The organism is Plantactinospora sp. WMMB334, from assembly GCF_049179095.1.
Lineage (GTDB): Bacteria > Actinomycetota > Actinomycetes > Mycobacteriales > Micromonosporaceae > Plantactinospora.
This window is the reverse complement of the sequence record NZ_JBMHME010000002.1, coordinates 377,989-391,533: the sequence shown is the minus strand read 5'-3', so window position 1 is coordinate 391,533 and position 13,545 is coordinate 377,989. Positions and strand designations below refer to the sequence as shown.

At 71.0% G+C, this 13,545-nt stretch carries 11 protein-coding genes; 10 read left to right on the top strand and 1 reads right to left on the bottom strand.

All coding sequences use genetic code 11. The features are described 5' to 3' along the window. The first annotated feature begins 53 nt into the window (after nucleotides 1-53). From ACN27G_RS01695 to ACN27G_RS01685, 3 genes are read left to right on the top strand one after another with little or no spacing between them, the layout of a single operon-like run. On the top strand, nucleotides 54-1,619 hold the full coding sequence (locus ACN27G_RS01695; protein ID WP_421491009.1) for an alpha-amylase family glycosyl hydrolase: 1,566 nt from the start codon (nucleotides 54-56) through the stop codon (nucleotides 1,617-1,619). After that, a complete protein-coding gene (locus tag ACN27G_RS01690) occupies nucleotides 1,609-2,877 on the top strand; it encodes a D-arabinono-1,4-lactone oxidase (protein WP_421491008.1) in 1,269 nt (422 codons plus the stop codon). The genes ACN27G_RS01695 and ACN27G_RS01690 overlap by 11 nt, the downstream gene beginning before the upstream one ends. After that, on the top strand, nucleotides 2,874-4,139 hold the full coding sequence (locus ACN27G_RS01685) for an MFS transporter (protein ID WP_421491007.1): 1,266 nt from the start codon (nucleotides 2,874-2,876) through the stop codon (nucleotides 4,137-4,139). The genes ACN27G_RS01690 and ACN27G_RS01685 overlap by 4 nt, the downstream gene beginning before the upstream one ends. A gap of 10 nt (nucleotides 4,140-4,149) precedes the next feature. On the opposite strand, the gene ACN27G_RS01680 is transcribed toward ACN27G_RS01685, so the two are convergent. Then, nucleotides 4,150-4,884 carry a class I SAM-dependent methyltransferase gene (locus ACN27G_RS01680; protein ID WP_421491006.1) on the bottom strand — a complete coding sequence of 245 codons (735 nt, stop codon included), beginning with the start codon at nucleotides 4,882-4,884 and terminating at the stop codon, nucleotides 4,150-4,152. A 735-nt stretch (nucleotides 4,885-5,619) separates the two neighbouring features. Between ACN27G_RS01680 and ACN27G_RS01675 the strand changes: the two genes are divergently transcribed. The 7 genes from ACN27G_RS01675 (at nucleotide 5,620) to ACN27G_RS01645 (ending at nucleotide 13,535) form a co-directional block, all read left to right on the top strand. Further along, the gene (locus tag ACN27G_RS01675) at nucleotides 5,620-6,426 is read left to right on the top strand and encodes a MerR family transcriptional regulator (protein WP_421491005.1); all 807 of its coding nucleotides are present in this window, start codon (nucleotides 5,620-5,622) and stop codon (nucleotides 6,424-6,426) included. Between the two features lie 3 nt (nucleotides 6,427-6,429). After that, a complete protein-coding gene (locus tag ACN27G_RS01670; protein ID WP_421491004.1) occupies nucleotides 6,430-7,347 on the top strand; it encodes a hypothetical protein in 918 nt (305 codons plus the stop codon). Nucleotides 7,348-8,490: 1,143 nt separating this feature from the next. After that, the gene (locus ACN27G_RS01665; protein ID WP_421491003.1) at nucleotides 8,491-9,294 is read left to right on the top strand and encodes a helix-turn-helix domain-containing protein; all 804 of its coding nucleotides are present in this window, start codon (nucleotides 8,491-8,493) and stop codon (nucleotides 9,292-9,294) included. Continuing rightward, nucleotides 9,285-9,473, top strand: coding sequence for a DUF397 domain-containing protein (locus ACN27G_RS01660; RefSeq protein WP_421491002.1), 189 nt, complete (start codon nucleotides 9,285-9,287; stop codon nucleotides 9,471-9,473). The genes ACN27G_RS01665 and ACN27G_RS01660 overlap by 10 nt, the downstream gene beginning before the upstream one ends. Nucleotides 9,474-9,867: 394 nt before the next feature. After that, nucleotides 9,868-10,602 (top strand): peptidylprolyl isomerase, encoded by a 735-nt coding sequence (locus ACN27G_RS01655; protein ID WP_421491001.1) that lies wholly within the window; start codon nucleotides 9,868-9,870, stop codon nucleotides 10,600-10,602. 142 nt (nucleotides 10,603-10,744) lie between these two features. Next, nucleotides 10,745-12,409 carry a transposase gene (locus tag ACN27G_RS01650; RefSeq protein WP_421490796.1) on the top strand — a complete coding sequence of 555 codons (1,665 nt, stop codon included), beginning with the start codon at nucleotides 10,745-10,747 and terminating at the stop codon, nucleotides 12,407-12,409. Nucleotides 12,410-12,665: 256 nt separating this feature from the next. Continuing rightward, nucleotides 12,666-13,535: a class I SAM-dependent methyltransferase gene (locus ACN27G_RS01645; RefSeq protein WP_421491000.1), complete on the top strand. Its 870-nt coding sequence runs from the start codon at nucleotides 12,666-12,668 to the stop codon at nucleotides 13,533-13,535. Nucleotides 13,536-13,545: the final 10 nt, after the last annotated feature.

The window sequence follows — 13,545 nt, the reverse complement described above, 5'->3', positions numbered from 1 at the left end:
CCCGCACCGGCCGGCGGCGGAGAGGGGCCGGCGGCGGAGAAGGAGGGTCCGGCATGACAACCGAGCACTGGTGGCGCAGCGCCGTCATCTACCAGATCTACCCGCGCAGCTTCGCGGACTCCAACGGCGACGGCATCGGTGACCTGCGCGGCATCGTCGAGCACCTCGACTATCTGCACGACGGGACGCCGCGCTCCCTCGGCGTCGACGCGCTCTGGCTCTCCCCCTTCTATCCGTCGCCGCAGGCCGACTTCGGCTACGACATCAGCGACTACCAGGCGGTGGACCCGGCGTACGGCACCCTGGCCGACGTCGAGAAGCTCGTCGAGGGGGCACACCAGCGCGGCATGCGGGTCATCGTGGACCTGGTCATGAACCACACCTCGGACCGGCACCCGTGGTTCCTGGAGTCCCGCTCCAGCCGGTCGAACCCGAAACGCGACTGGTACGTCTGGGCCGACGGGCGCGACGGTGGGCCGCCGAACAACTGGCTCAGCTCGTTCGAGCGGTGCGGTCCGGCCTGGACCCGGGACGAGACCACCGGCCAGTTCTACCTGCACAGCTTCACCCCGCAGCAGCCGGACCTCAACCTGCGCAACCCGCAGGTGCGGGCGGCGATCCGCGAGGTGTGGGGGTTCTGGCTGAAGCAGGGCGTGGACGGGTTCCGCATCGACGTCGCGCACCGGCTCTTCAAGGACGGCCAGCTCCGGGACAACCCGGAGCCGCTGGCCGCGTACCGGCGGTATCACCGCCATCCGGAGCTGCGGCAGTACAACCTGGACCAGCCGGAGAGCCACGAGCTCCTCCGGGAGCTGCGCTGCTTCCTCGACGGCCACGGGCCGGGCCTGCTGCTCGGCGAGGTGCCGATCAGCGACGACAGCCGCCTGGTGGAGTACTTCGGCGCGGACGGGATGCACACCGCCTTCCACATCGCCTTCTGGGAGCAGCCGTGGGACGCGGCCGCGTTCCGGGGCACGGTCGACCGGCTCTCCGCACTGGCCCGGCCGGACGCGCTGCCCACCTACGCGCTCGCCACCCACGACATCCCCCGGACGGTGAGCCGGTACGGCCTCCGTCAGGCCCGGGTGGCGGCGATGATGATGTTCACGCTCCGCGGCCTGCCCTGCGTCTACTACGGCGAGGAGTTGGGCATGGCGGACTCCCCGCCGGAGCGGGCGCTCGACGTCGACGACCGGGACGGCCAGCGGGTGCCGATGCAGTGGGAGCCCACCGGCACCGGCTTCACCACCGGCACCCCGTGGCTGCCGTTCGGCCGCGACATCGGCACCGCGAACGTCCTGGTGCAGGATGCGGCGCCGGACTCCTCGCTGAACCTCTACCGCCGGCTGATCCGATACCGGCACGCCTCCACCGCACTGCGCTTCGGCGACTACGGGTCGCTGGACTCGCCCGCGCAGACCTTCGTCTACCGGCGGCGCAGCCCGGAGGAGGAGCTGCTGGTCGCTCTCAACTTCGCCGACCGGCCGATCGTGCTGGCGATCGGCGAGGGACCGGCCCGGCTGGAGCTCTCCACCGATGCCGCCCGGTCCGCCGGGCCGGTGTCGCTGCGCTCGGTGCCGCTCGGCGCACTGGAGGGAGTGCTGCTCCGTGTCGGCTGAGCTGCGCAACTGGGCGGGCAACCTGGCGTACGGCGCCCGCCGGGTCCACCGGCCGACGACGCTCGACGAACTCCGGGCCGTGGTCGCCGGCAGCGACCGGATCCGCGCGCTCGGCACCCGGCACTCGTTCAGCGCCGTCGCCGACACCGTCGACGACCTGGTGTCGCTGGAGGCGATGCCGCCGGTCGTCGAGATCGACGCCGCGGGCGGGGCGGTGACGGTGGGTGCGGGCGTCCGCTATGCCGAGCTGGCCCGGGAGCTGCACGCCGCCGGTCTCGCCCTGGCCAACCTGGCCTCGCTGCCGCACATCTCGGTGGCCGGGGCGTGCGCGACCGGCACCCACGGCTCGGGCGTGCGCAACACGGTGCTGGCCGGCTCGGTGCGCGGCTTCGAGCTGATGACGGCCGGCGGCGGGCTGCGGACCGTACGGCGGGGCGATCCCGACTTTCCCGGCCTGGTGGTGAACCTCGGCGCGGTCGGCGTCGTCACCACCCTGACGCTGGACGTCGAACCCACCTACCAGGTACGGCAGACCGTCTATCTCGACCTTCCGTTGGGGCCGGCGCTCGACCACTTCGAGGAGCTCGTCTCCTGCGCCTACAGCGTCTGCCTCTTCACCGACTGGGCCTCGCCGCACTTCACCCAGGTGTGGGTGATCGCCCGCACCGACGAGCCGGAGCCGAAGGCGCCCGGCGAGCCGTGGTTCACCGCCACGCCCGCCGGCCGGGACGTCCACCCGGTGATCACCAACTCGGCCGCCGCCTGCACCGCCCAGCAGGGTGTGCCCGGCCCCTGGCACACCCGGATGGCCCACTTCCGTCCCGAGTTCACGCCCAGCTCCGGCGCGGAACTGCAGTCCGAGTACGCCGTGCCGATCCGGTACGCGACCGCCGCGATCGAGGCGCTGGACCGGGTGCGCGGCGACATCCATCCGGTGCTGCAGATCTGCGAGGTGCGTACGGTCGCCGCCGACGACTTCTGGCTGAGCCCGGCCTACGGCACCGACGTGATCACCATCCACTTCACCTGGATCCCCGACGAGTCCCCGGTGCGCGACGTGATCCGGCTGGTCGAGGAGCGGCTCGCTCCCTTCGACGCGCGTCCGCACTGGGCGAAGCTCTTCGAGGTCACACCCGAGCAGATGCGACGGCGCTACCCCCGCGTACCGGACTTCGCGTCACTCGCGCGCAGGTACGACCCCGACGGCACCTTCGGCAACGCCTTCACCCGGCTGTACCTGGAAGGAACCATTGCATGACCGGAACACCGTCCCTGCCCGACGGGCAGGTCACCACCACCGAATCGAGGGACGCCCAACTCGTCCGGCTCAGGACGGCCACGACACTCTTCTTCGGCATCGGCGGGTTTCTCTTCGCCGGCTGGTCGGTACGCATCCCGGCCATCAAGGAGCAGGTGCAGGCGACACCCGGCTCCCTCGGGCTGGCGCTGCTCGGCATCTCCGGGGCGGCGGTGCTGACGATGCTGCTGACCGGAGGGCTCTGCCGCCGCTGGGGCAGCCGGCAGGTGACGATCGCCTCCGCCGTGCTGCTGTCGCTGGCGGTGGTACCGCCGACGCTTACCCGCTCGCCGCTGACCCTCGGCCTGACGCTGCTGGTCTTCGGGATCGGCTACGGCGCGATCGACGTCGCGGTGAACAGTGTCGCGGTCGACCTCATCGCCGCCGTCCGACGACCGATCATGTCCGGCCTGCACGCGGCCAACAGCGTCGGAAGCCTGATCGGAGCCGGTCTCGGTGCGGTGCTGGCGCTCCGGCTCTCGCCGCTGACCCACATGCTGGTCGCGATGCCCCTGGCGCTGCTCGCCACCGGCTGGGCGGGCCGGATGCTGATGTCGGCGCCGCTGTCCCGGGCGGGTCGGCCGGAGCCGCCGGCCGTGCCGTCCGGGCACCGCACCCGGCACGCCGGGTTGACGGTGGTGATCGCCTCCGTCGCGGCGCTCTGTGCCGCCTACAGCCAGGGTGCGATGGACAACTGGGTCCCGCTGCACATCCAGATCGACCTGAACGGAAACTCGGCCGTCGCCGCCGCCGGGTACGCCACGGTCGCCGGGACCCTGACCATCGGCCGCATCGTCGGCGTACGCCTCCTGGAGCGGTTCGGCCATCCGATGGTCGTGGTGGGCGGCGGGATCGTCGCGGCGGTGGGAGCGCTGGTGATGGCGCTGTCACCGGTGCTCTGGCTCGTCTTCGCCGGCCTGGTCGTGACCGGCCTCGGGCTGGCGAACATCTTCCCCTCCGCGCTGGCGCTCGCCGGGGCGAAGGGCGGGCCGAACGGCATCGCCCTGGCCTCCACCCTGGGCTACGGCGGCATCCTGCTCGCCCCGCCGTCGATCGGTTTCCTGGCCGACGGCTACGGCCTGTCCCGGGCCCTGACCATCATCGCGGCGATGCTGGCCATCGCCGCCGCACTGAGTTTCCTGGTCCGGCACGAGGTCCAGGACGGCCGGGCCGAGCGCAGGATGCGGACCGCCGCCGCTCCGGATCCGGCGGTGAGTGGCTGACCGCCGGGGACTACCGGCTCTCGTCCCCGGCCGGCGCCGGCCTGGTGGCCTCGAACAGGGCGACGCAGCCGCGTACGGTGAGTTGGATGTCGGTGAACCGCTGGTCGAGTTGCCAGCGGAGCCCGGCCAGGTCGTCGTCGGCGTTGTGGAAGATCCCCTTGGCGTTGTAGACCTTCATCAGCCGGCGGGCCGCCGCGCTCACCCGCACCCCGGACGACAGGATCGTGCTGCCGAAGAACCGGCCGCCGGGCCGGAGCGCCGCGGCCGCGTTGTCGAAGACCGCGCTCTTCTCCGCCCACGTGCCGGGCAGGCAGTGCAGCAGGAAGTTCGCCCCGACCGAGTCCTGCTGCCCGGCCTGGAACGTGCCGTCGCCGAAGGGCAGCGGCTGGAGCACGTCGGCCCGCACCACCGTGGGCCGATGGCGGGCGACCCGCGCCGCACTGACCCGCAGCACGGTCGGGTTCAGGTCGACCAGGGTCAGTTCCGGACGGTCGACCGGGAAGCGGCACCGGTCCGGGAAATATGCCGTGCCGGCACCCAGCTCGACATGCCGGCCGCCGATGTTGCGCTGGTAGTTGTCCAGCATGTGCCGCTTGTCGCAGCGCCACACCAGCCGGCAGGAGAAGGCGAGCACGAACGCGTCGTAGCCGGCCAGCACCAGCCGGTTGTAGACCGCCTGGCCGGCGATGACCTCCTCGGCCGGTGGCCCAGCGTCGGCCGGTGGTACGGGATCAGCCTGTGACATGGCGTCGATTCTGCCGCATTCTCCCAGCTAACCGACTGGGGCATGGTCTGGCCAGCCCTCGGGGAGGGTTGTTCACCCAGCGTTAGTCACCGTGTTCCGGTGATCCGCTGTCGCGCCTGCGGACGATGTCGAGTCGCGGGGTCAGCCAGCCCAGGAAGCGGGCGTACATCCGGGCCGGGTCCGGTCCGGAACCCGTGCCCTGTACGGCTCGTCAGTCAAGGTACTCTTCGGACTCGTTGATGATCACTCACCCTTTCCATCCTTTTGAAAGGTCAGCGCTTGACGGTGCTGTTTTCGCAGCGCAAGCGCACTGGGCCCACCAGCGAAGCCACAACCCGCCGTTGCAGTATTAGCCGCGGCGCGGGCGCTGGTCGATGCGATCGCCCCCTGTTGGGGCGGTTGCACGGGGCGAAGCTGGCGGCGGCACCCAGAAGAACGCCCGGCCGGTGCGCGAGGGCGCAACGCTGTGTCAGGGAATCATCTTCTGCGGCGTGTGCGGAGGTCGGGTCGGCACCCGCTACGACCGGCGCGACCGCAGGTCACCTACAGCTGCCAGGTCAAGGACTCCGGATGCAGTACTGCAACGTGCCCCCACCGCCGCCCACGTCGACCGGCCGGGGCTGACCGATCATGCGAGCGGTGCCGGGCCGGCTCCAGCACCGGCACCGCCGCGATGAAGAAGCTGGAGGCGAGTGAGCTTGACCTCGCCCCAAGGGCATGGCCCAGGCTGGGCCGGTGAACGACGCGGACCTCATGCTGCCCGGCGAGTTCGGCGCAGCGACCCGGCTGTCGTCGAAGGCGCTGCGGCTCTATGCCGAGCAGGGGCTGCTGGTGCCGGTCGGCATCGACCCGGCCACCGGCTACCGCCGCTATCACCGTGACCAGCTTCCCCGCGGTCGGCTGATCGCCCGGCTGCGCACCTTGGATCTGCCGCTGGCCCGCATCGCCACTCTGATCGAGCTGAGCCCACAAGGCCGCCAGGCTGAACTGCGCGCGTGGCTGGCCGCCCAGGAGGCCCAACTGCGGCGCCGCCGTGAGCTGATCGAGGCTCTCGACGGTGCCGCCGCACCGACCACCGCCCCTCCAAGACCGCGGGTCAGGCCACTCCGCAAGCTGCTGTGCCAGGAACGGCGCGTGCACATCGACGACCTGGACACCTTCGTCACCGAAGCGCAGCGACGCATCCGCGACCGGCTGCAGACGGTCGGGCTGCCGCACGACGGGCCGACGTTGGTGCACTTCCACGGATTCGTGACGCACGACAGCGACGGACCCGTCGAGGTCGCAGTGCCGTTCACCGGCTCCATCGAACCCGTCGACGACCTGCGACTCCGACTGTCGCCGGCCGGCACCGACATCTACCTGCCGGTCGCCGAAGCCGACGCCGGGTTCCCCGACATCCTGCGCGCCTACGAGACGGTGGAGGCATGGATCGACGCGAACCGTCTGGTCAACCTCGCCAGCCCGGTCGAGATCCGGCCCGGCACCGACGGCGCCCTCCTCGACGTCACCTACCCCGTCTCGACCATCGAAAGAAGCTGAAACATGCATCCGTACATAGGTTCCGGGCCCTACTGCTACGCCAACTCGCTGGCCATGGCCCTCGGCCCCACCGCACCCTCCCCGTCGATCATCGAAGTGCTGACCGGCTCGCCGTTCGGCATGCACCTGCTCGGCGGACGGCTGCCGCTGTTCGACCCATACGGCTGGGACGACCGCGGCATCGACGACGCGATCGCGCTGCTCGGCTGGACCTGCCGCCGACAAGGCGCCGACGACGGCGAACAAGCCCTCGCGATGCTCAAGGAAGCGGTCAAGACCGGCCCTGTCCTGGCCGGACCGCTGGAGATGGGCCTGCTGCGTCACGTGCCCGGAATGACTGGACCGATCGGGTCGGACCACTTCGTCGCTGTCCTGGAGGCCGACGACACGCAGGTCCTGTTCCATGACCCCTACGGCTGCCCCTACGCGACGCTGCCGACCCAGGACTTCCTGGCCGCATGGCGTGCCGACACGATCACCTTCTACCACGCCGAGCCGTACACCATGCGCGGCAACTTCCAGCAGGTCCGCAAGGTCACCACCGAGGCGGCGTTGCGCGCGGCCCTGCCCGGCGCGGTCGCCTGGCTGCGCGGGCGCGACGACCTTGCCGTGCCCCCCGGCACCATTGGCGGCGCCACCGCCGTGCACCGCCTCGCTGACCTGGTCATCGACGGACTTGACCCCGACACACATGATCACCTGACGCAGTTCGCGATCCGCGTCGGCGCTCGACGGCTCACCGACGCCGCGACCGCGCTCACCAGCATCGGCCGCGACGAAGCCGCCGCCATCGCTACCCAGCAGGCCCGGCTGGTCGGCAGCCTCCAGCACGACCTCGTCGACGGACACACGAACGCCGCCGCCCAGACGTTGCAGCAGCTCGCGCCCACCTACGAACAACTGGCCGCCGCGCTCAGCTGACACCGCCGCGTCCAGGGCGCACGGCCGGCGGTAACCTCCAACCACGACAGACTGGGCTGACGCCGACCGCCCGGGCATGCCCACCGGACAACCGAAACCGTTCAGATCCCAACAGCAACCGCAGAGAAGGCAGTATGAAGCGCCCGTCGGGGTCGGGGTTGAGCAGGTAGAGGTCACGCATCGCGGCCGCGAACGCCTCGGCCAGGTCCGCCGCCAGTCCGGCCGGATTCCGGAGATGGTCGAGCGGCAGCAGCGAGCGCGCGGCCAGGCACGGCCAGTCGGTGCCGCAGACCCGGCAGAGCCAGATCGGTCGTTGCGGCAGGTGCGCCCGGCCCGGTCGTTCGGCCCCACCCTCGTTCCGAGGGGTACGACGGCCTGCCGCCACTACTGTGCCGGCGAGACTGTCGAGCTGCCCCGCCTGTGCACCCGCCGACCCGGCAGAACCAGCCGCCGCCGAGCGCCCCGCCCGTGCACCCAGCTCTACAGGGGCCTCAGCGGAGACTGTCCCGGCGCGCCGACGGCCACCGCCATCGTCAGGGTCAGGGTCATCCGGCGGCGGCTCGTCGGGAGCCGAGCCCACGGCGGCCACGGTCATCGCCGGCCTCCGCCCGTCCGGCCGGCGCGCCCGCGCGACCCGGTCCATCGGCCCCGATCGAGGCTTCCGGGCCCGCACGCCGACCGTCCCCGGCACCCGCCGGGGCATTCCAGCCCCCCAGCCGACCCCGATCCGTCGCGCGTCCCCGATCCGTCGCGGGTCCCCGGTTCGTCGGTCGGTCCGAAGACGGCATCGTCGGCGCGGGCTGTGGTGATGCCGTTGGCGTCACCGGCAACGGCGAGAACGCCATCGGCACGGATGGCGGGAGAGTGCCGAGACATCCCCAGCGCTCGCCGCACCGGCAGTACCGCCAGAGCCGCCGCCAGTCGCGGCGGTGGATTTTCGGTGTACGTCGACACCAGTTCACGCCGACACCTCCTCGGGTTGAGAGCGGGGGCCGGTCCTTTTCGAGGCCATGGCTCCGAGCGGTTCCGCTGATGACACTCTGCTATGGAGGGCACTACGCTGAGGAGCTTCGCGACCGGTACAACCTTCGCGTATCCGGATTTGTCCCGCCCTGTGTTGCCCTTCGTCATCGAGGAGTCATGGTGGAACGGTCACCGATGCTCGAACACTTCGCCGAGGAGTTGCGTCTCGCCCGCGCCGCCGCCGGCATGTCGCAGGCCGCCCTCGCCGAGGCGATCAACTACTCCCAGCCGATGGTGGCCAAGGTGGAGAGCTGTGAGCGCCGCCCGAGCCTGGACTTCGCCCGCCGCTGCGACGCCGTCTTCACCACCGACGGCCGTTTCGTACGCATCCAGAAGCGGATCAGCCGCGAGATCGTCGTGCAGTACTTCCGGGAGTGGGCCGGCGTCGAGCAGGAGGCGAAAGCGCTGCGGTGGTTCGAACCGGTGTACGTGCCGGGGCTGTTGCAGACCGAGGCGTACGCCCGAGCGGTCTTCGCGGGGCCGGGGCTGCTCTCCGCCGAGGAGATCGAGGAGCAGGTGGCAACCCGGCTGGACCGGCAGGAGATCCTGGCCCGGGCGAAGCCGCCGCTGCTCACCTTCGTCGTCGACGAACACGTGCTCCGGCGACCGATCGGCGACCGCGCGGTGATGCGGGAGCAACTGCTGCACCTGGTCAAGGTCGCCACCAGCGTGCCGCAGGTGAGGATCCACGTCGTGCCGGCCTCGACCGGGGCCTACGCCGGGTTGGACGGCCCCTTCGTGCTCGCCACGCCGCAGGCGGGCGAGCCGGCCGTCTACTTCGAGGGGCACTGGCACGGCCAGGTGGACGACCGACCGGACTTCGTGCGCCATATGATCGACACTTGGGAGACGATCCGCAGCGTGGCACTCCCTGACCAGCAGTCGATCGACCTGATCGCGGAGGTGGCCGAGACGTGGAGCTGACCGACGCCAGATGGCGGAAGAGCAGCCGGAGCAACAGCAGCGGGGGAGCATGCGTCGAGGTCGCCGGCAACCTGCCGGGGGTCGTCGCCGTGCGGGACAGCAAGGACCCGGACGGGCCGGTGCTGGGCTTCGGCGCCGCAGCCTGGCGAAACTTCCTCACCGGGCTGGCCCGGCGGTAGCACCGCCCGACGGGTCAGGGCCGCACGCGGTGCCGGACCGAGACGTTGGGTTTCAGGCGACGGGATTCGCCGGCCGAGGGTCCGGGCCGGACGGCTCCCGCCCACGGTCCGGGTGTCCATCGATCGATCCCGCTAGGCTGGCCCGGTGAGTCAGCCGCCTGCCGAACCGCCAGCATCCGAGCCGCCCCGACCCGGCCCCGAGCCCTCCGGACCCGAATCCTCTGCACCCGAACCCTCCGGACCGGCGCCCACCGGGCCACCGCCTGCCGGGCCACCGCCTGCCGGGCCACTACCTGGCGGCGCTCCGCCCTTCCCGCCTCCGCCTGTCGGTGGCGGCCAGCCGGCTCCGCCGTACCAGCAGGGGGCGCCACCGACGCGGAGCCGGCGGCCGCTGGTGATCGGGCTGATCGCGGCGGGGGTGGCGGTCGTGCTCTGCCTCGGCATCGGCTGTGCCGGCCTGGTGGTCTACTACCTCCGGTCCGGCAGCGACAGCAGTTCGGACACGGGCCGCGACGGTGCCGTGCCGGCGACGCCGGGCTCGTCCGCGCGCACCTCGTCGGCGGAATGTTCGGGCACGACCACGCAGGCTCACGCCGACACCAGGCCGGTCGGGCTGCCCGACTTCGACGCCGCCGCGACGACGGGCACCGCCACGATGCGGATGACCACCAACCTCGGCGAGATCGCCATCTCGATGGACCGGGCCCGCACCCCGTGCACCGTCGCGAGCTTCGAGCACCTCACCGGGCGGAAGTTCTTCGACGGCAGCACCTGCCACCGCCTCGTCACCGAGGGGATCCACGTGCTCCAGTGTGGCGACCCGAGCGGCACCGGGCGGGGTGGGCCGGACTACACGTTCGCCGACGAGAACCTCACCGGCGCGCGGTACGACCGGGGTGTGGTGGCGATGGCCAACACCGGCCAGCCGGCCACCAACGGCAGCCAGTTCTTCATCATCTTCCGGGACAGCTCGACGGCGCTCCAGCCGCTCTACACCCCGTTCGGCACCGTCACCACCGGTCTCGACATCGTCGACCGGGTGGCGGCCGGCGGCCACGACAACTCCAACCCGGCCGGCGGCGGCACACCAACTCTCCCCCTGACCCTCCAGACGGTGACCGTGGACTGACCCGCCCGCCCTCCTGGGAAGCGGTCGGGCGGATCTTGACGACTTCTTGCGCCTTGAGAGGCTGTCGGGAAATTGATGTCCAGAATATGTATAGTGATTGATGTTTGTTGTAGTATGGGGTGTGGCTAAGCGCTATCTGCCGGTGGATCGTAGCCAGCCGTTTCTGCTGCCGCCGAGCGTGCAGGAGTTCATCCCCGAGGATGATCTCGCGTGGTTCCTGATCGACGCGGTCGCGGCGATGGATACGACAGCGTTTCACGCCCGGTCCCGTCTGGGCAGCGCCGGGCGGGCCGGGTACGACCCGGACATGCTGCTGACACTGCTGGTCTACGCGTACTGCCTGGGTCAGCGCTCCAGTCGCCGGATCGAGGCGTTGTGCGTGCGGGACCTGGGCTTTCGGGTGGTCACCGGTAACCGGGTGGTCGACCACAGCACGATCGCGGCGTTCCGGGCCAACCATGAGGAAGCGATCAAGAAGTTGTTCACCGAGGTGCTGCTGCTGTGCGCCAAGGCCGGGCTGCGCCAGGTCGGCGTGGTGGCGGTGGACGGGACAAAGATCGCCGCGTCGGCCGGGCTGGGCAAGACCCGCGAACGCGAGGCGCTGCAACGCGAGTACGAGCGGTTGTCCGCGGAGGTGGAGTCGATGCTGGCGCAGGCCGCCGCCACCGACGCCCACCAGGACAGCCTGTACGGTCCGGACAACCGCGGCGACGAGCTGCCCGCCGAGCTGCGTCGACGTCTGGACCGGTTGGCCCGGCTGAAAGAAACCCTGCGCCAGATCGACCAGGCCCGGGCCGAGCACGACGCCGACGAGCACGGCCCCACCCCGACCGGGCGGCCCCGCCGAGCAGACAAGATCGCCACCGCACAACGCAAGCTCGACCAACTCACCCAGCGCCGGGACCAGCGCGTAGCCAAGGAACAGGCCGCCGGCCGGCGCCTACCCGGCTCCCGACCCGACTACGACGCCCTCATCGCCCAGGCCGAAGCCGACCTCGCCGCTGCCCAGGGCCAAGCCGACACCACGCCAACACCCGAACCCCCCGACACCACGCCAACACCCGAACCCCCCGACACCACGCCAACACCCGAACCCCCCGGCACCGCGCTCGCGGTGCGGCCTGGGTGCTCTGTTGAACACCTGCCCAGTGCCGCACGTCGCGGCAATGCCACCGACCCGGACAGCCGGATGCTCAGGACCCAGCGAGGCTGGACCCAGGGCTACAACTGCCAGGCCGCCTCCGTGCGGGTGCAACACGGACGACGTCTCGTCCTCGCCGCCGCAGTCAGCCAGGACGCCAACGACGTGCGCCTGGCCATCCCGATGATGGATACCGCCGTTGTCAACGCCGACCGCGCCGGCCTGGGCACGATCGACCTGTTCGCCCTCGACGCCGGCTACTGGTCCGACGACAACCTCACCGCCCCCGGGCCCGACCGCGTCATCGCCCCCGGCAAGAACCGCGTGATGCTGACCGAGCTACGCGCCAACGGCTACGCCACCGATGAGCCACCACCCGACGCCAGCCCAGCCGACCGGATGCGCCACCGACTACGAACCCAAACCGGCGCGGAAAGCTACGCCCAACGCGCTCCCACCATCGAACCCGTCTTCGGCGACACGAAACACAACCGCGGGATCACCGCATTCCAACGCCGCGGCAAGCCCGCGGCCGACAACGAGTGGAAGCTCATCAACGCCACCAGCAACCTGCTCACACTGCACCGCCACACCCGCGACCCGGCCCGCGGCCGCCCGCCCGCGACCAACACCGACCGATCAGCCCAACGCAACGAACCGACCTGACAGACCAGCACAACGAAGGCACCCAGCCCAACCCGGCCGACGCCACGCAGGCCAGGACAGACACGACCGCAACCACCATCGGCCCAGACCAGACCCCGACCCCGCCACGCCCCATGCCCTTCACCGAAGGCCCCCAGATTTCCCGACAGCCTCTTGAGCGACAACAAGTCGTCAAGATCTGGTCCTGGGGTGACACGTAATTTCCGATTTCGCAAGCTACTAGCGAAGTATCGGGATAAAGGTCAGAATTCCCCGCATGACTGTTGGCGAGTTCCAGACGCAGGTCGTCCGGCGTGCCCGGGGGATCAGCGCCGCCCTCAGCACGCCGCCGTACGTGAAACCCGGGCACTTCTACTCCCCCGCCACCTCCCCGGCGGACCGGAGCAGGGCGGTCGGGTGGCGCGGCCTGACACCGGTCGGTGTGGACCTGCGGGAGGGCGAGCAGCTCCGGCTCGCCGCCGCACTCGGCCCGTTGATGCGCGAGCTGCCCGCCGACCGCTGGCACGACCGCAACGGGCTGTACGGCCGCGCCGATGCCGCCGTGCTGCACGCGATGCTCCGGCACCACCGGCCGGCCCGGTTGATGGAGGTCGGTTCCGGCTACTCCACGGCGGTCGTCCTTGACGCCGCCGACCGGTTCCTGCCGGAGCTGCGGATCACCTGCGTCGAGCCGCACCCGGAGCGGCTGCGGGCCCGGCTGCGTCCCGGCGACCAGGTCGAGCTGGTGCAGCGCCGGGTCCAGGACGTCGACCGGTCCATGTTCGGCCGGCTCGGTTCCGGCGACATCCTGCTGATCGACTCGACGCACGTGGCCAAGGCCGGCTCGGACGTCGTCTGGCTGCTGCTGCACGTGCTACCCACGCTGAATCCCGGCGTGATCGTGCACATCCACGACATCCACTGGCCGTTCGAGTATCCGGAACGGTGGCTCCGGGAGGGCCGGGACTGGACCGAGGTCTACCTGCTGCGGGCCTTCCTCACCGACAACGCGGCGTGGCAGGTGCTCTTCTTCACCTCGTGGCTGTGGTCGCAGCATCCGGAGGTGCTACCCGCCGAACTCCGTGAACTGCCCACCGGCGCCTTCTGGATGCGCCGCGTGGACGAGCCGGGCGGCACCGTCCGCTGACGGGCCGGGC